Genomic DNA, 20,829 nt, shown 5'->3' on the forward strand with positions numbered 1-20,829 from the left:
TCAGAGGAGTAAAAAAAGTGGCAGAATTAACACCAATGATGCAGCAATATATGCAGACGAAAAAAGAATATCCGGACTGCATCCTCTTTTATAGATTGGGAGACTTTTATGAAATGTTCTTTGACGATGCGTTGACTGCATCCAAAGAACTGGAGATTACATTAACCGGAAAGAACTGCGGACTGAAAGAACGCGCACCAATGTGCGGTGTCCCGTATCACGCAGTGGACGGATATCTGAACAGACTGGTATCCAAAGGTTATAAAGTGGCCATCTGTGAACAGTTGGAAGATCCGGCTGCTGCAAAAGGAATTGTAAAAAGGGATGTTGTAAGAATCGTAACTCCCGGAACCAACTTGGACACGCAGGCACTGGATGAAACAAAGAATAATTATATCATGTGTATTGCTTACGCATCGGATCATTACGGCGTATCTGTCGCCGATGTATCAACCGGCGAGTACATGGTAACCGAGATTGAAAATTCTGAGAAATTGTTTGACGAGATCTATAAGTTCATGCCGTCAGAGCTGATCTGTAATGAAGCCTTTTATATGAGCGGTATGGATTTTGAATTGTTAAAAGAAAAGCTTGGAATTACCGTATATTCTCTGGATTCATGGTATTTCGACGATGCAGTCTGTGAACGTGTTTTGAAAGAACATTTCCATGCCGGTACGATTGAAGGACTGGGACTTACCGATTATGACTGCGGTGTAATTGCAGCCGGTGCACTCATGCAGTATTTGGTGGAGACACAAAAACGAGATTTATCACACATTTCCCACCTGACAATCTATGCTTCCGGAAAATATATGCTTTTGGACAGCTCAACCAGACGAAATCTGGAGCTGTGTGAAACACTGCGTGACAAACAGAAAAGAGGTTCCCTTCTGTGGGTACTGGATAAGACGAAGACTGCCATGGGTGCAAGAACCCTGCGCAAATATATTGAACAGCCGTTGATTGACAAGAGCGCTATTGAAAAACGACTGGATGCTGTGGATGAATTAGTGAAAAATGCAATTTCCAGAGAGGAGATCCGTGAATACCTTTCACCGGTCTATGATCTGGAACGGCTTGTGTGCAGGATCACATATCAGTCTGCGAATCCAAGAGATCTGATCGCATTCCAAAGTTCTCTTGCAATGCTTCCGCATATAAAATATATCTTGAATGATATGCAGACACCTCTTTTAAAGGAATTGAATGAAGAACTGGATACGCTCGGAGATCTGTGCAAGCTGGTCAGTGATTCCATCAAAGAAGATCCGCCGATCGCCATGAAAGAAGGCGGCATTATCAAAGACGGTTACAATGCAGAAGTGGACAAACTCCGCAACGCCAAATCTGACGGGAAAGACTGGCTGGCAAAGCTGGAAACAGAAGAACGTGAAAAGACCGGTATCAAGAACCTGCGTATTAAATATAACAAAGTATTCGGCTATTATCTGGAAGTTACCAATTCATTCAAAAATCTGGTGCCGGATTATTACACAAGAAAACAGACGCTTGCCAATGCAGAGCGCTATATCATACCGGAATTAAAAGAGCTGGAAGATACGATTCTTGGTGCAGAAGATAAGTTGTATGCTCTTGAATACCAGCTTTATTCCGAAGTCAGAGATACTATCGGAAAAGAAGTTGTCCGCATCCAGAAGACGGCTAAAGCCATTGCAAAATTAGACGCATTTGCCTCTCTTGCACTGGTTGCAGAACAAAATAATTATGTCAGACCAAAGATGAATGACAAAGGACTCATTGATATCAAAGACGGCCGTCATCCGGTAGTCGAAAAGATGATCTCCAATGACATGTTCATCTGTAACGATACATATCTGAATGACAAAAAGGAACGGATTTCCATTATTACGGGTCCGAATATGGCCGGTAAATCAACATACATGAGACAGACAGCCCTGATTGTCCTGATGGCACAGATCGGTTCGTTCGTCCCTGCTTCTTCGGCAAATATCGGTGTGGTTGACCGTATCTTTACCCGTGTAGGTGCTTCAGATGACCTTGCAAGCGGACAGAGTACCTTCATGGTGGAGATGACAGAAGTGGCCAATATTCTCCGAAATGCGACGAATAAGAGCCTTCTGATCCTTGATGAGATTGGTCGCGGTACCAGTACCTTTGACGGTTTGAGTATTGCCTGGGCAGTGATTGAATATATCAGTAACAGCAAATTGTTAGGAGCAAAAACTTTATTTGCAACACATTATCATGAGCTGACTGAACTGGAAGGAAAAATTGAAAATGTTAACAATTACTGTATTGCCGTAAAGGAAAAAGGTGACGATATCATCTTCCTGCGTAAGATTGTCAAGGGCGGTGCGGATAAAAGTTACGGAATCCAGGTTGCAAGGCTTGCAGGTGTTCCACAGTCAGTTACAGACAGGGCAAAAGAGATCGTAGAAGAACTGGTACAGGCAGATGTAACCGGTAAGATCAAAGAGATCGAAGTGCAGGGGCAGGAAGCATCCAAACCAAAGACAAAGCATTTTGATGAGGTAGATCTTGCCCAGATGTCACTTTTTGATACTGTAAAAGATGATGATGTCATCAAGGAGATCAAAGAACTGGATCTTGCCAATCTGACTCCGATCGATGCATTGAATACATTATATCAACTTCAGAACAAACTAAAAAACAGGTGGTAAACGATGAGTAAAATTCAGGTGTTAGACCCGATTACAATTGATAAGATTGCAGCAGGAGAAGTGATCGAACGACCAGCTTCTGTTGTAAAAGAGCTGGTGGAAAATGCCATTGATGCCGGTGCTACAGCAGTTGTCGTAGAGATTAAGGATGGCGGGATCTCGTTCATGCGTATTACAGACAATGGCTGCGGAATAGACCGGGAAGATGTACGCTCTGCGTTTTTGCGGCACTCAACGAGTAAGATCCGTTCTGTCGATGATCTGCTTCACATCGGTTCACTGGGATTCCGCGGAGAGGCACTTTCCAGTATCTCGGCAGTTGCACAGGTAGAACTGATCACAAAAACAAAAGATCAGACATTTGGCACGTTATACCGTATTGCAGGCGGCAAAGAAGAAACTCTGGAAGATACCGGTGCACCGGATGGAACAACCTTTATCATACGGCAGTTGTTTTATAACACACCTGCCCGAAGGAAGTTTTTGAAAACACCGATGACCGAAGCGAGCCATGTCGGAGACCTGATGACGCGACTTGCACTTTCTCATCCACACATTTCGTTTCAGTTTATTAATAACGGACAATCCAAATTACATACATCCGGTAACGGAAAGTTGAAAGATGTCATCTATCACATTTACGGACGCGAAATTGCTTCAAATCTTCTGCAAGCAGAATATGATACACCGGGACTTAAAATCACCGGATTTTTAGGAAAACCAATCATCTCCAGAGGAAACCGGAATTTTGAAAATTATTATGTGAATGGCCGGTATGCCAGAAACAGTATCATTTCCAGAGCCATCGAGGATGCATATAAGGATTTTACCATGCAGCATAAATATCCGTTTGTGGTACTGCATATAGAGATTGACGGAGAACATGTAGATGTCAATGTACATCCGACGAAGATGGAACTACGCTTTAACAATCAACAGGAAGTCTATAACGCTATCTATTCGGCAGTTGATCAGGGACTTCACGAAAAAGAACTGATTCCGCATGTAGAGATGCCGGAACCAAAGCCTGCCATCCAGTCTACACCGGAACCAAAGCCTGCCGTCCAGTCTACACCGGAACCAAAGACAGTCGTCCGATCTGCTCCGGAACCAAAGCCTGCCGTCCGATCTGCTCCGGAACATAATCTGGAATACTTCATGTCCAAAATGAAAGAACGGGTACTGGCAGAGCATGAAGAAAAGAAGAAAAAAGAAGAGGCTGTAACAAAACAACCGGTAAATACGATACAAACTATTGCAGAAGAAAAAACACCTTACATGCAGAATACTGCCGTCAGACCGCAAATATCAAGACAGACAACTGCGCCAGATCCACCAAAACAAATGGAACTTTTCGAAGATCATCTGCTTACCAGAGAGGCCATGCAGAAATATAAAGTAGTCGGTCAGGTATTCGAAACCTACTGGCTGGTAGAATACGATAACAGTCTGTATATTATCGATCAGCATGCAGCGCATGAACGGGTTCTGTATGAAAAAACTCTGAAATCTATGCAAACCAGGGAATTCACCTCGCAGATGATCAGTCCGCCGATTGTATTGAATTTAAGTATGCGGGAAGCAGAATTGCTGAACACTTATATGGACCGGTTTACAAGGATAGGGTTCGAAATTGAAGAGTTCGGACAGGACTCTTATGCAGTTCGTGCTGTTCCGGATAATCTGTTCAGTATTGCGAAAAAAGAACTGCTGATCCAGATGCTGGACAGCCTTTCGGATGAGATTGCCCGCAATCAGTCTCCGGATCTCATTGATGAAAAGATTGCTTCGATGTCATGCAAGGCTGCCGTAAAAGGAAATATGAAATTATCCGTGCAAGAAGTTGATGCGTTGATCGGTGAACTGTTATCATTGGACAACCCCTATCATTGCCCGCATGGAAGACCGACCATTATCGCAATGACAAAGAGAGAATTAGAAAAGAAATTCAAGAGGATCGTATAAAATGAAGAAGAAACCACTAGTAGTACTAACAGGGCCTACGGCCGTCGGGAAGACAAAAGCTTCGATCGGACTAGCAAAAGTGATTGGCGGGGAGATTATTTCTGCCGATTCCATGCAAGTATATGAATACATGGATATTGGTTCTGCCAAGATACGCCCGGAAGAGATGCAGGGTGTTCCTCATTATCTGATAGATGATTTGAAACCATGGGATGAATTCCATGTCGTTCGATTTCAACAGATGGCTAAAAATGCAATGGAGCAGATTTATGCCAACGGACATATTCCAATCGTTGTCGGCGGAACAGGATTCTATATCCAGGCATTGCTGTACGATATTGATTTCACCGGTACCGCCCAGGATGACACTTACCGGGTAGAGCTGGAAAATCTTGTAAAGGAAAAGGGGGCAGCATACCTGCATAATATGCTGCGAAAAGTTGATCCGAAATCCGCAGAAGATATTCATGCGAATAATGTGAAACGAGTGATCCGTGCGCTGGAATATTACCGTCAGACCGGGCAGAAAATGTCAGAACACAACGAAGAGGAACGTCGGAAAGAATCCCCGTATGAATTCGTCTATTTTGTTCTGAATGCGCCAAGAGAGCAGTTGTATGCAAGAATTGACAGGCGTGTAGACCAGATGATAGAAGAGGGACTCGTTGACGAAGTAAAACACCTGAAAGAACTTGGCTGTACGAAAGAGATGGTTTCCATGCAGGGACTCGGTTATAAAGAAATCCTGGCATATCTTGACGGGGAATGTGATCTGGACACAGCTGTCTATACCATCAAACGTGACACCCGGCATTTTGCCAAACGTCAGCTCACCTGGTTCCGGCGCGAACGTCAGGTGACGTGGATTCAGAAAGAAGTGTATGATTATGATGAAGACAGGATCCTAAAGGCAATGCTCTCGCATCTGGAGGGAAGAATATGCTGAAGAAAAAGTTAAGAGGAAAATCCAAATTTTTGAGAAAAATGAATGAACTGATGGAAATATATTCACGTAATCAGGACACTGCTTTTGCTTACCGCGAACTGCTCGGCCTGGAATCCATGATCCGGTACGAAGGCGAGCAGGCAATGTTTGATCTTAATAAAGCTTCTCTTTTATATGACATGGGAAGATACCGTGAGGCAGAAACGGTTTTGAAACAGATTCCATCCATTAATCCAACATTTGATGCTATGTGTGAATCCCTGCGTTTCAAGCTGCTGGAAGTCCGTTGATTTTCTCGAAATATTTACGACAAATCAAAATAAAAAATCAGAAAGAAGGATAAATATAGATTATGACACCGATCAACACAATTTATAGCGAAATGGGCATCCGTGAAACAGTCCTTTCGTTCGGAAATACAATAGAAAAAGACCTGAAAAAACGTTTTGAAAAAATTGATAAGATTGCCGAATACAATCAGTTAAAAGTAGTAAAAGCAATGCAGGATAACCGCGTCAGCGCAGGATGTTTTAATTATGCCAGCGGTTATGGTTATGATGACCAGGGAAGAGATACCCTCGAAAAAGTATATGCGTCTATTTTCCATACCGAAAGCGCTCTGGTACGTCCGCAGATCACTTGCGGAACACATGCACTGGCACTGGCTCTTGCAGCAAACCTAAGACCGGGTGATGAGCTTCTGGCACCTGCCGGAAAACCATATGATACGCTGGAAGAAGTCATTGGTATCCGCCCGTCAAATGGATCCCTTGCAGAATATGGCATTACTTACTCTCAGGTAGATCTTCTGGAAGACGGAACCTTTGATTACGAAAATATCAAAAAAGCAATCAACGAGAAAACAAAGATGGTTGCAATCCAGCGCTCCAAAGGCTATCAGACACGACCGAGCTTTTCGGTTGAGCAGATCGGCGAGCTGATCGCATTTGTCAAACGGCTCAAACCGGATCTGATCTGTATGGTGGACAACTGTTACGGTGAGTTTGTCGAAACGATCGAACCAAGTGATGTCGGTGCAGATATGACAGTCGGCTCACTGATTAAGAACCCCGGCGGGGGACTTGCCCCGATCGGCGGGTATATCGCGGGTCGCGAAGATCTGATCGATGCATGCGGATACCGACTGACTTCCCCGGGCCTCGGAAGAGAGGTTGGTGCATCTCTTGGTATCATGAAAGATTTTTACCAGGGATTATTCCTTGCCCCGACAGTGGCAGCAGCTGCACTAAAAGGTGCAATCTTTGCAGCTAATATTTATGAAAAACTGGGGTTCCCTGTTATTCCAAACAGCACAGAAAGCAGACACGATATCATTCAGGCTGTAGAATTTGGAATTCCGGAAGGCGTCATTGAGTTCTGCAAAGGAATTCAGGCAGCAGCACCGGTCGATTCCTATGTGACTCCGGAACCATGGCCGATGCCGGGATATGATTCTGACGTTATCATGGCAGCAGGTGCTTTCGTTCAGGGATCATCCATCGAATTGAGTGCAGACGGACCAATCAAACCGCCGTATGCCGTATATTTTCAGGGAGGTCTCACCTGGCCGCATGCCAAGCTTGGAATACTGATGTCATTAGAGTATCTGGTACGTGCCGGAATTGTAACTTTGTAACCCTCAATATATATAATCATTGCAATATTTGGAAGAATAGATATGAAGAAAATAGCAATCATTGGCGGCGGTGCTTCCGGTCTTGTGGCGGCAATTGCAGCCGCAAGGACGAACCCGCAGGCACAGATCCTGATATACGAAAAGAAAGACAGCGCAGGCAAAAAAATTCTTGCAACCGGAAACGGGAGATGCAACCTGACAAACAAAGATATGAACGCCTCTTATTTCCACAGCGACAATCTTTCCGTTGTAGAAGAAGTATTACAGAAATTCGGCTATGAAGACACCATTGCGTTTTTCACATCTCTTGGGCTTCTGACAAAGGCAAGAGGAAATTACGTCTATCCTTATTCCGACCAGGCTTCCACCGTTCTTGATTTGTTGAAATCAGAACTGGATCGTCTGCATGTAAAAATAACCACTGATGTGACTGTGACGGGTATTAGTCCAACATCTCATGGTTTTACGGTCCTGACAGATCATCAAAAGCAAAAGGCAGATGCTGTAATCCTTGCCTGCGGCGGGAAAGCGAATTCCAAGCTCGGATCCGACGGAAGTGGTTATGCACTTGCAAAGGAGCTCGGACATACGATGGTTCCGGTCGTACCTGCTCTGGTTCAATTAAAAGTAAAGAATCATCCGTTTGCCAAAGCCGCAGGGGTCCGTACGGATGCTGTCGTAACTGCAGTATGCCATGGACAACCGGCAGCTTCCGATCACGGGGAATTACAGCTTACGGCTTACGGCATTTCCGGAATACCGGTTTTCCAGATCAGCCGCTATATTGCCAAATCTCTGTATTTAAAGCAGGATGCAAAAGTGAACATTGATTTCCTGCCTGCTTTTACGGAAGAGGCATTTTTTGAGTTCTTGCTGAAACGTAGAAACGGAAGAGAGCAGATGACCTGCGCAGATTATCTTCTTGGAATCTTTCACCGGAAGCTGATCCCAAGATTTTTAGAGCAGGCACGCATCCGGATGCATACACTGACAGGTGATCTGTCGGATACACAGATAAAAAGTCTTGTTCAGGTAGTTAAGAATAACGTAGTAACAATTGATACCACTAATGGTTTTGATAATGCACAAGTCTGTGCCGGCGGAATCTCAACAGAAGAAATCACTCCCGACACTATGGAATCCCGTTATGTCCGGCACCTTTATCTTGCCGGGGAATTGCTGGATGTGGACGGCATCTGCGGAGGGTACAATCTGCAATGGGCCTGGGCGACCGGTTATCTTGCCGGAACTGCTGCTGCAAACGATATATCATCAGATAGATGACAAACTGTAAAGGAGTAAAAACATATGATTCGGATCAACCAGATGAAACTGAACATTGAACATACATCAGACGACTTTGAACGCAAGATTTTAAAAACACTTTGCATAAAAAAAGAGGAACTTCAGGGCTTTCAAATCCGCAAACAGTCGATTGATGCCAGAAAAAAGCCTGTTCTTTACTATGTCTATTCTGTAGATGTCCAGGTAAGAGATGAAGCAAAAGTTAAGAAAACGGTCAAAAATAATCAGATACAGTTCCAGGTTAAGCCGGACAGCTACCATTTCGAAGTAAAAGGGACAAAGGAACTGACACACCGGCCGGTCATTATCGGAACAGGTCCTGCCGGACTGTTCTGTGGTTATATGCTCGCTGCGCACGGATATCAGCCAATTCTTCTGGAACGCGGAGCCGATGTAGATCAGCGTACAAAAGATGTGGAAGCATTCTGGGAAAACGGACAGCTGAATCTTTCATCAAATGTTCAGTTCGGTGAGGGTGGCGCCGGAACATTTTCTGACGGAAAACTGAACACTCTGGTAAAAGACAAATTCGGACGCAACCATGAAGTACTACGTATCTTTGCCGAACACGGTGCTCCGGAATCCATCACCTACGAGAGCAAACCTCATATCGGTACCGATGTGCTCTCTGCAGTTGTAAAAGAAATGCGGAAATATATCTGTGCTCATGGTGGAGAAGTACGGTTTCACTCACAAGTCACTGATATTCAGACACATTCCGACAACAGTCAAAAGATTCTCCGCAAACTTAAAATCTACGATTCGCAAAAGAAGGAAACATATCTGCTCGATACAGATCTTGCAGTTTTTGCCATTGGTCACAGTGCACGGGATACTTTTTCCATGTTATATCAGCACGGCCTTCCAATGCAGCCGAAGGCATTTGCTGTTGGTGTACGAATCGAGCATCCGCAGGAAATGATCAATCAGGATCAATACGGTAAGAATTATCCTTCCTTTCTTCCGGCAGCACCGTATAAACTGACCGCTAACCTCGATAATGGAAGAGGCGTATATACCTTCTGTATGTGTCCGGGCGGATATGTCGTAAATGCTTCTTCCGAAGAACACCGGCTTGCCGTTAACGGAATGAGTTACAGCCGCCGGGATAGCCAGAATGCCAATACTGCAGTGATCGTTACTGTTTCACCCGATGATTTTGGAAGTGATCATCCGCTCGCTGGTGTCGAATTCCAGAGAAAGCTTGAAGAAGCGGCATATCTCGAGGGAAACGGCAAAGTTCCGGTACAGTTATTTGGGGATTTCTGTGAAAACAGACCTTCCGTGCAGCTGGGTACAGTCACTCCGCATATAAAAGGTATGTATCAGCTTGCAAACGTCAGAAATATTTTTCCGGAATTCATTGCAGAGTCGCTGACAGAAGGAATTCAGATCTTTGACCACAAGCTTCCCGGATATGCGCGGTGCGATGCCGTCATCTCGGGAGTAGAAAGCCGGACTTCTTCGCCTGTACGACTCATAAGAGACAAATCCCTTCAGAGCGAAATCCGCGGGATCTATCCTTGCGGCGAAGGCGCAGGCTATGCAGGCGGGATTACCTCTGCGGCTATGGACGGAATCAAAGCAGCCGAAATGATTGCTTCCGTTTATCATCCGTTCAAGATGGAATCTTAATTTTTTATCTAATCTGATCATTTTATGTAAAAAAATGAAAAGAAGTTTAAGAATTTTTTAATATCATAAACCTATACACTTTTTCTGAAATGTGATAAAATGTATTGAGTTTTTTAGATAGGAAAAACGAGGAGGAGTACATATGAAAGGTGCAGGAAGTAAAAACGCCTGGGCTTTATTTCTGCTTCTGCTGGCAGGAGTAGTTCTTGGTGGCTTTATTGGTGAACTGGCAAAAGGGGTGCCGGCTTTATCCTGGCTGGGCTATGGACAATCTTTCGGGATAGACGATCCGATCGTTCTGAATCTCGGAGTAATGGTCATAACATTTGGTCTATCGATAAAGATAACCATGGCAAGTATCATTGGCGTGATTCTTTCCATTATCATATATCGTTTCTTATAATTTACAGAATCTGTCTTTTGACTGAGTCTGTAAAAATGTCGTGCGAATCTGAAGAATAATATGAATCAATCAAATACCATAAGAGAAATGCCGAGAGACGAGCGACCATATGAAAAGTGTTCCCGTCTCGGAGCCGAACATTTAAGTGACGTTGAATTGCTGGCAGTGCTGTTACGAACCGGTACCCGCGGTGAAAATGCATTGGAACTTGCAGGAAGAATTCTTTATCATGCCGGCGGAATCGGCATTCTCGGAATTCATCAGTTTAACGCTGAACGTCTGAAGCAGATCAAAGGGATTGGCAACGTAAAAGCAACTCAGATATCATGTATATCTGAACTTGCAAAAAGGCTTGCAAAAGCGTCTTATCAGGATACAGTATGTTTTACCGATCCAAAAACGATTGCGCAATATTATATGGAAGATTTAAGACATGAGAAACAGGAACATATGAAATTATTAATGTTAAACTCGAAGGCAAAGCTTCTTGGCGAAACTACCATTTCCAAAGGGACTGTGAATGCATCCCTGGTCACGCCAAGAGAGCTTTTTATAGAAGCATTGCAGAAAAATGCAGTATCCATTATCATCTTACATAATCATCCAAGCGGAGATCCGTCTCCAAGCCGGGAAGATATGCTGACAACAAAAAGGATTCAGGATGCAGGTGCATTAATTGGAATTGAGCTGTTAGACCATATTATAATTGGCAATAATTGTTATATAAGTTTTCGTGAAGAGGGAATGCTGTAAAATTCTGCAACCAAGATAGAAAGGATTCTGTCAGATGGCAAGAAATGTATACGGACTGGATCTTGGGTCTTATGACATCAAGGTCTATGATAAGAAAAAAGACACGATCTGGAAAGAGAAGAACGTAATCGCATTTAAAGACAATCGTGACCGTGATATTTTTGCGGTTGGTGATGATGCATTTAGTATGTATGGGAAAGCTCCCTCAAATATCGAGATCACATTTCCGATGAAAGAGGGCGTTATTTCCAGATTTAACGACATGCAGTTTCTTCTTCAGAACTTATTAAAAAGAGGAAGACAGTTTTCCCGTGGTTCTGAATATGTAATTGCTGTTCCAACAGACGTTACCGAAGTAGAAAAGAAGGCGTTCTTTGATCTTGTGATCCATTCAACAGCAAAAGCAAAAGAAGTAAATATCGTAGAACGTTCGATTGCCGATGCAGTCGGATTAAATCTGGATATTCAGAATACAAAAGGAATCATGATCGCGAATTTCGGTGGTGAAACTACCGAACTGTCTGTACTGGCCGGAGGCGGAATGGTACTGAACCGTCTCGTAAAAGTAGGCGGACATACGTTTGATCAGGGGATTATCAATCTTGTAAAGCACAGTCACGACTTCCTGATCGGTCGGCAGACTGCTGAAGTACTGAGACGGAATTTCAATGTCTTTACCGGAGATTCTGATTCTATCTTATCGGTAGCCGGCAGAGACCTGATCACAGGTGTACCGATGCGGAAGCCGGTTTCTATCATGCTGATCCGTGCTGCAATGAAAGATCCGTTACTGGAATGCGTCAAAGCCATCCATTCCCTTCTTGATAGAACACCTCCGGAAGTCCGCAAAGCAATCTATGAGAATGGTATTTTCCTCACTGGCGGACTTGCAAATATGCCCGGTCTTGAAATTTATATCGAACAGATGGTAGGCATCAAGTCAAGAACTGCCCTGGAACCGGATACCTGTGCAGTCAATGGCCTGAAACGTATTATTATGTCGAAAGACTTAAGAAAACTGACATTTTCAATGATAGAAGATAATTATAGGTGGATGAGATAATGAAGACAAAAAATCAATCTTCCCTTCCAAGTAAATACTGGCTGATCATCGTAATCGTCATATGCGTCATCCTGATGGGTGTGGAACGTATTACCGGAGGGAACGGACCAATCAGTTTCGTTGCAAACTATACAGTCATTCCTATGCAGAAAGGGATCGGATATGTTGGACGCTATATGAGCGATCTTTCCGATAACTTTGAAACACTACAGGACATGAAAAAAGAAAATAGAAAATTACAGTCCAAAGTAGACGACCTTACGATCGACAACACGCGACTACGCCAGGATCAATATGAACTGGAGAGGCTGAGAGAATTATATAAACTGGATGAAAATTATTCTGATTACAAAAAAGTAGGTGCACACGTCATTTCCAATAACGGCTCCAACTGGTTCAGTGATTTTACGATCGACAAAGGAAAGAAGGACGGCATTAAAAAGAATTGCAATGTCCTCGCCGGAAGCGGACTGGTCGGAATTGTAACGGAGGTTGGTCCGCATTATGCGAGAGTACGTTCCATTATTGACGACGAAAGTAATATCAGTGCAATGCTCCTTTCAACTTCCGACACCTGCGTAGTCAGAGGAGACTTGAAACAGATGGAAAACGGCAGGATCCGGTTTGAAAAACTTGCCAATAACGATAATAAGATTAAAGTCGGAGAACAGGTTGTTACATCTCATGTCAGTGACCGGTTCCTTCAGGGACTTTTTGTCGGATACGTCAGTGAAGTGAAAGTGGATTCTAATAACCTGACCCGGTCCGGATATATTACACCTGCTGTAGATTTCACTAAACTGCAGGAGGTTCTCGTTATTACCACAACGAAAAACGACCTGATCAAACAAGAATCCGCAGATACAAAGGGAGAGTAATTCATGAAACGAAAGTTGATTACATTTTGTATTATCATCATATGCTTTTTAATGGAATGCACCATCTTCCACCGATTATCTTTTGCATCCATCAAACCGAACCTGCTGATTATCATCACTTCATCGTTCGGATTTATGCGTGGAAAGAAAGAGGGGCTTGCCGTAGGATTCCTTTCCGGCTTTTTGACGGATGTATTCTGGGGGAATACACTTGGATTCTATACGTTACTTTTCTCGGTGATCGGATATCTGAACGGATCATTCCGAAGACTTTTTTATGATGATGACATTAAACTTCCAATCGCACTGATCGCAGTCAGCGAATTGATCTATGGTTTAGTTACATACTTCTGTATGTATCTTTTGCGGGGGGATTTTGCTTTTGAAGCATACCTGAGACAGATCATTATGCCCGAGCTTGTATATACAATCCTGGTCACACTGATTCTGTATCAGATCATATTACACATTAACAAGAAACTGGAAGCAGAAGAGCAAAGGAGTGCAAGTAAATTTGTATAGTTTATGGGAACGGATCAAATCCGGCATTGCAGAATTCGTACAATCTCGAATATTCGTGCTGATCATTGTCTTTTGTATTACATCGGCAATTCTGGTACAGCGGATATTTTATCTTCAGATTGTAAAAGGACAGGAATACCTTGACGATTATAAACTGCAGATTCAGAAAACAAAAGAGATTCAGGGAACCCGTGGTAATATATATGACCGCAATGGCAACCTACTGGCTTATAATGAACTGGCATACTCTGTCACAATTGAAGACAATGGTTCTTATGACAGTATTGCACAGCAGAATAAAGTTTTAAACAAGACGATTTCTTCTGTTATTAAAATGGTAGAATCCAATGGTGATACCGTGATCAATAACTTTGGAATCATTTTGGACAGTAATAATATGTATCAGTTTGTTGCACAGAATGAAACGCAGAAATTACGTTTTATCGCTGATGTATATGGTAAATCTACAATTGATAAGCTTTCCAAAAAACAGAAAGAGACTACTGCCGATGAACTAATTCATTATCTGTGTACAAATAAGCAGAAATTTGGTATTGATGAAAAATCTATGGACAAGTCCATGGTATTAAAACTGATCAATATCCGTTATCAGATCTGGCTGAACAGTTATCAGAAATACATTTCAACTACAATTGCCGAAGATGTCAGTGATGCAACAGTTGCAGACATCATGGAAAATCTGGACAAATTATCCGGTATCAATGTAGAAGAAGAATCACTGAGAAAATATGCTGACAGTAACTGTTTTGCAAACATTATAGGATATACCGGTCAGATTTCCCAGGAAGAGTATGACGCATTAAGTGATGCAGATCAGGAAAGATACAACAAAACCGATACTGTCGGTAAAGCTGGTCTGGAAAAGGCACTGGATTCCCAGCTTCAGGGAAAAAAGGGAAATGAGAAACTTTATGTTAATAATGTCGGAAAAGTAATCAAAACAGTAAAGGGCACAAAGCCCAAAGCCGGAAATGATCTGTATCTGACGATCGATGCTAATCTTCAAAAAGCTGCTTATAACATTCTGGAACAGGAACTTGCGGGCGTACTGCTTGCCAAAATACAAAACAATCTGAATTTTGACCGGAATAAAGTCGAAGACGGAAGTGACGTTATCATTCCGATTGGTGATGTATATAACGCTATGATCAACAATGACGTACTTGATATGACGCATTTTACAGATGCAAATGCCGGTGAAGCCGAAAAAGAGGTTGCATCTGCATTCGCCGTAAGAAAAGAAGAAGTGAAGAATTCTCTTACGAAAATATTCAGCGATTCCAATGCAGCAGCATATAAAGATCAGCCGAAAGAAATACAGGCGTACCTCACCTATCTGGTATCGGATGTGCTGACAAACGGAACAGGTGTAGTAATGTCAAAATCCATCAATACTAAAGATGATACTTATAAAGCCTGGAAAGATGATGAATCTATTAATGTATATAGCTATCTGAATTATGCTATTTCAAAGAACTGGATAGATACTTCACTATTGAAAGATTATATAAAATCAAATGAACAGTATTCTGATTCCAGTGAAGTATATCAGGGAATTATTAATTATATTTTGGATTATGTTGATTCAGACAATAGTTTTGACAAACTGATCTACCGCTATATGATAAAATCCGGAACAATTACCGGCAGGCAGGTATGCATGATGCTCTATGAACAGGGAATACTGGATCAGGATGATGAGCAGTATAACGGTCTGAAAGCAGGAAATGTCGGTGCATATGACTTTATGCGGAGTAAAATCCAGTCTTTGGAGATTACACCCGGACAGTTAGGACTGGAGCCTTGTACCGGTTCATTGGTTGCAACAGATCCGAACACCGGTGAAGTACTTGCATGCGTCTCTTATCCCGGATATGACAACAACCGTCTTGCAAATACCATGGATTCTGATTACTACAGCAAACTGCTTACCAATCAGTCCCGTCCATTCTACAACAATGCAACACAGGAAAAGACAGCACCTGGTTCCACTTACAAACCATTATCTGCAATTGCCGGTCTGACCGAAGGTGTCATTGACGTTAACACATATCTTCCATGTGCCGGAGTATATAAGAAAGTCACACCGAATCCAAAATGCTGGATTTACCCGTCATCACATGGTAACCTGAATGTATCGCAGGGTATTCAGCATTCTTGTAATGACTTTTTCTATGAAGTCGGTTACAGACTGGGGCTCAATAATGCCGGTGATTCAAAGCTGGACAGTGATACCTCAGATGGAAAGAGTACACAGAATTATTATTCAAGCGAACGTGGTATTGCAAAACTTCAAAAATATGCGGAAGAATTCGGTCTTGGAGATACTTCGGGTATGGAAATTCCTGAATCTGACCCGCAGATATCCGATGACAACTCTGTATTATCTGCTATCGGACAGGGTACCAACAACTATACTACCAGTCAGCTTGCAAGATATATCACAGCAGTTGCAAATGAGGGAACCGTATACAACTTAAGTCTTTTAGATAAGGTTACAAGCCCTAAAGGGAAAACGATCAAAGACTATACTCCTGAAGTAAAAAATAAAGTTACCGCTGTGTCCGCCTCTACATGGCAGGCAGTCCATGAAGGTATGAGAGCAGTTGTAACTTCAGAACATAAAGATATTTTTACGAAATTAAATTCGAGTGGTATTGCATTATCCGGTAAAACCGGAACTGCACAGCAAAGTCAGACTCATCCAGACCACGGTCTGTTTGTAGGATTTGCTCCTAGTGACAGCCCACAGATTGCATTTGCAATCCGTATTGCCAACGGCTACAGTTCGACATTTGCAGCTGAAGTCGGTAATGATGTCATGGAGTACTACTATAAAGTCACACCGGAAAATGAATTGATCACGGGATCTGCATCAGATATTGGTACCGGATCAAATGGTGGAGATTAAAGAAAGGATGATTCTATGTGAAAGACCAGGTGCTCATCAAGAGTAACAAATACGGCATCACTATTTATTTTGATTCAGACAGTTCATTCGAGGAACTTCTGGAAGTCGTAAAAAAGAAATTCCAATCTGCTTCCAGGTTCTTTGCTCACGCAAAAATGGCTGTGGAATATGAAGGCCGTTCTTTCACAGAAGATGAAGAGCGGCAGCTGACAAGAGAAATTGAATCAGCTGCCAATATCGAAATACTTTGTATCATTGAGAAAAATACTGTTACAGAACAAGTCCATAAAAAAATGCTGGACGAAAGCCTTGAAGCCATCCATGAAAAAGACGGGCAGTTCTATAAGGGTACATTAAGAGGAAGGCAGGTTCTTGAGTCCGAGCAGAGCATTGTGATCATAGGTGATATCGAAGAAGGTGCTACCGTTGCATCCAAAGGAAATGTAATTGTAACCGGTACCATATACGGTACGGTGATCGCAGGTGCCTCCGGACGCAGAGATGCTGTCATTGCAGCTCTCCGTATGCAGCCGAAAAAACTGCGGATAGGAGAAGTAAAAGTAAAACCAGTTATAGGAGGAAGTTATTCATGGGCGAAGTTATCGTAATTACATCAGGAAAAGGTGGAGTTGGAAAGACGACTACAACTGCAAATGTAGGAGCAGGTTTATCGAAGCTTGGCAAAAAGGTAGTGATCATAGATACTGATCTAGGGCTCCGGAATCTGGATGTTGTGATGGGCATGGAAAATCTGGTCGTATATAATCTGGTCGATGTTGTGACCGGCGGATGCCGCCTGAAACAGGCATTGATCCGTGACAGCCGATATGAAAATCTATATCTGCTCCCGTCCGCCCAGACAAAAGACAAGTCGGCGGTATCACCGGAACAGATGAAAAAGCTCACTTCTGAATTAAAAGAAGAATTTGACTACATACTTTTGGATTGTCCGGCCGGTATTGAACAAGGCTTTCAAAATGCCATTGCCGGTGCTGACCGTGCATTAGTTGTTACAACTCCGGAAGTATCATCCATTCGTGATGCTGACCGTATCATTGGACTTCTGGAACAGAATCAGATCCGTAAGATTGACCTGATCATCAACCGCATCCGGATGGACATGGTGAAGCGGGGAGATATGATGTCCGTTGATGATGTCACCGAAATCCTCTCGGTACCTTTAATTGGAATCCTTCCTGATGACGAACAGGTTGTTATCGGGACTAACCAGGGGGAACCGGTAATTGGTCTCGATTCAACGGCAGGAAAAGGATATTTAAATATTTGTAAGCGTATTCTGGGATTGGAAGTTCCTTATATAAATCTTGATACCGGAAAGGGATTCTTCTCAAGGATCTCACATGCATTCAAGAAGAATTAGGAGGCCCTGAATATGTTGAAAAGCTCTTCCGTATCCATTGCAAAGAACCGTCTCCGCGCATTGGTCGTATCGGATCGGGTACAATGTACGCCTTCCGTTTATGATCATATCTGCCGGGACTTATATCAAACCCTTTCCAAATACGTGGAACTTACAGAAGATGATTTTCAAGTAGAGATTAACCGTTCACAGATAGTGATAAGAATAGCAGGAGAAGAAACGTGAGATCACATAGATTTACAAAACCATATAACTGGAAAAATTACAAATTCGGAATTGTTGCACTTGTAGGTATTTTATCCATTTTCGGTATCTTAGTCGTAGGCAGTGCAAAAGAATCTCTTCAGAACAAACAGATTCTTGGTGTCGTGATAGGTCTTGCGGCTATGATCATCGTGTCACTGATTGACTATATGTGGATCATAAATTTTTATTGGGTATTGTATATACTTTCTATCATTATGCTTACTGCAGTAAAATTATTTGGTGAGAATGTAAATGGTGCAACCCGCTGGATCAAGGTAGGCTTTATCCAATTCCAGCCTTCAGAACTTGCAAAAATATTACTGATCATATTTTTTGCAAAATTTTTGATGGAACACGAAGAAGATATCAATGATAAATTTACACTGTTGAAATATGCTGTCCTCGCAGGTATTCCGCTGGTATTGATCTTAATTGAGCCAAACCTGTCCACAACCATTTGTACCGCTCTTATGATCTGTCTTATGATCTATGTAGCCGGACTAAGTTATAAATTCATCGGTACCGTCCTTGTTATATTAATACCGGTCGCAGTCATCTTTTTAAGTATCGTTGTTCAGCCTGACCAGAAGCTTTTAAAGGATTATCAGCAGAAGCGTATCCTTGCTTTTATCGAACCCGAAAAATATGAAAGTGATGAAGCTTACCAGCAGAAAAACTCTGTCATGGCAATTGGTTCCGGTCAGCTAACAGGAAAAGGGCTGGATAATAACACGACTACATCCGTAAAAAACGGTAATTTCATTCTTGAACCACAGACAGATTTCATTTTTGCGATCATTGGTGAAGAATTAGGTTTTGTCGGAGGTTGTATAATTATTGCGTTATTACTATTAATTGTGATACAATGTATTTTAGTTGGGATACGATCGCAAGACCTTGCAGGAAGAATCATATGCTGTGGTGTTGGGGGACTGATTGGCATACAAAGTTTTATTAACATTGGTGTTGCCACCAAGATATTACCTAATACTGGAGTACCATTACCTTTTGTAAGTTATGGACTGACATCTCTTGTAAGTTTATATATTGGAATTGGATTAGTCTTGAACGTAGGATTACAACCGAAAAAATACCAGTAAGGAGTGAATAATATGAATATAGGTCTGATAGCACATGATTCAAAAAAAGCACTGATGCAAAATTTCTGTATCGCATATAGAGGAATTTTAAGCAAACACAGTCTTTATGCTACAGGAACGACAGGAAGATTAATTGAAGAAGTTACAAACCTGAAAGTTCATAAATATCTGGCCGGTCCCTTAGGCGGAAAGCAGCAGTTAGGAGCGCAGATTGCGCAGAATGATATTGATGCTCTGATCTTTTTGAGAGAGCCTTCCAATCCAAAACCTCACGACCCGGATCTTAATGATGTGATCCGTATGTGCGACACTTATAATATTCCGCTGGCAACGAATCTTGCAACAGCAGAAATTATTATCTTAGCAATTGACAGAGGAGATTTAGACTGGCGTGAAATGTATCGGTAAATACTCAAAATTAATAGCTGTGCTGTCATTGACGGCAATGGTGACAACCGGTTGTGGTTTTGGTTCAAAGAATGTAGTAGCAGATTATGAAATCGAAAATTATAACACAAATCTGTATACAGGTGATTTATTTGCTTCTGATCTGTTTGTTGCATCTGGTGATGTCAATCTGAAAGGGATTACCTCTGCCGAAACAGATACACTTCATTCAGCAGCCTTGTTTGATGTTGACGGAAAAAAAGTTGACTTTTCCTATCAGATGTTTGATAAAATCTATCCGGCAAGTACAACCAAGCTTATGACTGCTTTGGTTGCTTTGGAAAACGCTGATCTGTCAGACGTTGTTACAGTGTCTCAGAATGCCGATATGAACAGCTTTGCTGCAGACGAAGCGACTTGCGGAATACAGGCTGGCGATAAGATTACATTATCCGATTTATTATATGGTCTGTTACTTCATTCCGGAAATGACAATGCAACAGCAATTGCAGAATATGTGGGCGGAAGTATGGATGGATTTGCCAAAATGATGAATAAAGAAGCGAAAAAGTTAATGGCAACAGGCACACATTTTGTAAATTCTAATGGTCTTCATAATGATGACCATTATACAACTGCTTATGACCTTTATCTCATTTTTAATGAATGCATTAAAAATGATGATTTTGTCAAAATCATCAAATCAAAATCACATACCGCAAAGGTTACCGGAAGTAGTGGTGCTGTAAGAAGTATTACCTGGGAACCTACTAATTTTTATGCTACCGGTGAAGCAGAAAAACCAGATAATGTAACTGTCATCGGCGGAAAAACAGGAACAACCAAGCTGGCCGGGAATTGTCTCGTTCTTCTTACAGAAGATGAGAACAATCATCCATATATCTCTATTGTAATGAATGCTGATACAAAGCCATTGCTTTATAAAGATATGACAGCAATTGTGGAAGCAATTCCTGAAAAATAATATGTAAAAATATAGAAGGGGCATCC

At 42.2% G+C, this 20,829-nt stretch carries 19 protein-coding genes; all 19 read left to right on the plus strand.

Annotated features, from left to right (window positions below):
• The first annotated feature begins 17 nt into the window (after nucleotides 1-17).
• The 19 genes from mutS (at nucleotide 18) to NKF87_RS06910 (ending at nucleotide 20,803) form a co-directional block, all read left to right on the plus strand.
• Nucleotides 18-2,666: a DNA mismatch repair protein MutS gene (mutS, locus tag NKF87_RS06820; protein WP_330642811.1), complete on the plus strand. Its 2,649-nt coding sequence runs from the start codon at nucleotides 18-20 to the stop codon at nucleotides 2,664-2,666.
• 3 nt (nucleotides 2,667-2,669) lie between these two features.
• Nucleotides 2,670-4,631 (plus strand): DNA mismatch repair endonuclease MutL, encoded by a 1,962-nt coding sequence (gene mutL, locus NKF87_RS06825; RefSeq protein ID WP_253584293.1) that lies wholly within the window; start codon nucleotides 2,670-2,672, stop codon nucleotides 4,629-4,631.
• A gap of 1 nt (nucleotide 4,632) precedes the next feature.
• Nucleotides 4,633-5,577 carry a tRNA (adenosine(37)-N6)-dimethylallyltransferase MiaA gene (gene miaA, locus NKF87_RS06830; protein ID WP_253584295.1) on the plus strand — a complete coding sequence of 315 codons (945 nt, stop codon included), beginning with the start codon at nucleotides 4,633-4,635 and terminating at the stop codon, nucleotides 5,575-5,577.
• Nucleotides 5,571-5,867 (plus strand): hypothetical protein, encoded by a 297-nt coding sequence (locus tag NKF87_RS06835; RefSeq protein WP_117597483.1) that lies wholly within the window; start codon nucleotides 5,571-5,573, stop codon nucleotides 5,865-5,867. Before miaA ends, NKF87_RS06835 begins: the two co-directional genes overlap by 7 nt.
• A 62-nt stretch (nucleotides 5,868-5,929) precedes the next feature.
• Nucleotides 5,930-7,213 carry an aminotransferase class I/II-fold pyridoxal phosphate-dependent enzyme gene (locus NKF87_RS06840; protein ID WP_195956781.1) on the plus strand — a complete coding sequence of 428 codons (1,284 nt, stop codon included), beginning with the start codon at nucleotides 5,930-5,932 and terminating at the stop codon, nucleotides 7,211-7,213.
• Between the two features lie 42 nt (nucleotides 7,214-7,255).
• The gene (locus NKF87_RS06845) at nucleotides 7,256-8,497 is read left to right on the plus strand and encodes an NAD(P)/FAD-dependent oxidoreductase (protein WP_226853533.1); all 1,242 of its coding nucleotides are present in this window, start codon (nucleotides 7,256-7,258) and stop codon (nucleotides 8,495-8,497) included.
• 24 nt (nucleotides 8,498-8,521) lie between these two features.
• The gene (locus NKF87_RS06850) at nucleotides 8,522-10,153 is read left to right on the plus strand and encodes an NAD(P)/FAD-dependent oxidoreductase (protein WP_253584297.1); all 1,632 of its coding nucleotides are present in this window, start codon (nucleotides 8,522-8,524) and stop codon (nucleotides 10,151-10,153) included.
• A gap of 142 nt (nucleotides 10,154-10,295) precedes the next feature.
• The gene (locus NKF87_RS06855) at nucleotides 10,296-10,556 is read left to right on the plus strand and encodes a DUF4321 domain-containing protein (protein ID WP_028085939.1); all 261 of its coding nucleotides are present in this window, start codon (nucleotides 10,296-10,298) and stop codon (nucleotides 10,554-10,556) included.
• Between the two features lie 60 nt (nucleotides 10,557-10,616).
• Complete coding sequence (gene radC / locus NKF87_RS06860; RefSeq protein ID WP_226853536.1) at nucleotides 10,617-11,309, plus strand: RadC family protein; 693 nt, start codon at nucleotides 10,617-10,619, stop codon at nucleotides 11,307-11,309.
• A 34-nt stretch (nucleotides 11,310-11,343) separates the two neighbouring features.
• Nucleotides 11,344-12,372 (plus strand): rod shape-determining protein, encoded by a 1,029-nt coding sequence (locus NKF87_RS06865; RefSeq protein ID WP_055284239.1) that lies wholly within the window; start codon nucleotides 11,344-11,346, stop codon nucleotides 12,370-12,372.
• Nucleotides 12,372-13,250 carry a rod shape-determining protein MreC gene (gene mreC, locus NKF87_RS06870; RefSeq protein WP_226853538.1) on the plus strand — a complete coding sequence of 293 codons (879 nt, stop codon included), beginning with the start codon at nucleotides 12,372-12,374 and terminating at the stop codon, nucleotides 13,248-13,250. The genes NKF87_RS06865 and mreC overlap by 1 nt, the downstream gene beginning before the upstream one ends.
• Before the next feature lie 3 nt (nucleotides 13,251-13,253).
• Nucleotides 13,254-13,772: a rod shape-determining protein MreD gene (gene mreD / locus NKF87_RS06875; RefSeq protein WP_028085935.1), complete on the plus strand. Its 519-nt coding sequence runs from the start codon at nucleotides 13,254-13,256 to the stop codon at nucleotides 13,770-13,772.
• On the plus strand, nucleotides 13,765-16,704 hold the full coding sequence (locus NKF87_RS06880; protein ID WP_253584299.1) for a penicillin-binding transpeptidase domain-containing protein: 2,940 nt from the start codon (nucleotides 13,765-13,767) through the stop codon (nucleotides 16,702-16,704). The genes mreD and NKF87_RS06880 overlap by 8 nt, the downstream gene beginning before the upstream one ends.
• 17 nt (nucleotides 16,705-16,721) lie before the next feature.
• A complete protein-coding gene (locus NKF87_RS06885; protein WP_028085933.1) occupies nucleotides 16,722-17,312 on the plus strand; it encodes a septum site-determining protein MinC in 591 nt (196 codons plus the stop codon).
• Nucleotides 17,294-18,085: a septum site-determining protein MinD gene (minD, locus tag NKF87_RS06890; RefSeq protein WP_117597478.1), complete on the plus strand. Its 792-nt coding sequence runs from the start codon at nucleotides 17,294-17,296 to the stop codon at nucleotides 18,083-18,085. Before NKF87_RS06885 ends, minD begins: the two co-directional genes overlap by 19 nt.
• Before the next feature lie 12 nt (nucleotides 18,086-18,097).
• Nucleotides 18,098-18,310: a cell division topological specificity factor MinE gene (locus tag NKF87_RS06895; RefSeq protein WP_028085931.1), complete on the plus strand. Its 213-nt coding sequence runs from the start codon at nucleotides 18,098-18,100 to the stop codon at nucleotides 18,308-18,310.
• A complete protein-coding gene (locus NKF87_RS06900) occupies nucleotides 18,307-19,431 on the plus strand; it encodes an FtsW/RodA/SpoVE family cell cycle protein (protein WP_118308952.1) in 1,125 nt (374 codons plus the stop codon). Before NKF87_RS06895 ends, NKF87_RS06900 begins: the two co-directional genes overlap by 4 nt.
• A gap of 12 nt (nucleotides 19,432-19,443) precedes the next feature.
• On the plus strand, nucleotides 19,444-19,839 hold the full coding sequence (gene mgsA, locus NKF87_RS06905) for a methylglyoxal synthase (RefSeq protein WP_006426567.1): 396 nt from the start codon (nucleotides 19,444-19,446) through the stop codon (nucleotides 19,837-19,839).
• A complete protein-coding gene (locus NKF87_RS06910) occupies nucleotides 19,823-20,803 on the plus strand; it encodes a D-alanyl-D-alanine carboxypeptidase family protein (RefSeq protein WP_253584300.1) in 981 nt (326 codons plus the stop codon). The genes mgsA and NKF87_RS06910 overlap by 17 nt, the downstream gene beginning before the upstream one ends.
• Nucleotides 20,804-20,829 lie beyond the last annotated feature (26 nt).

It is taken from the genome of Dorea longicatena (assembly GCF_024168045.1).
Taxonomy (GTDB): Bacteria; Bacillota; Clostridia; order Lachnospirales; family Lachnospiraceae; genus Dorea_A.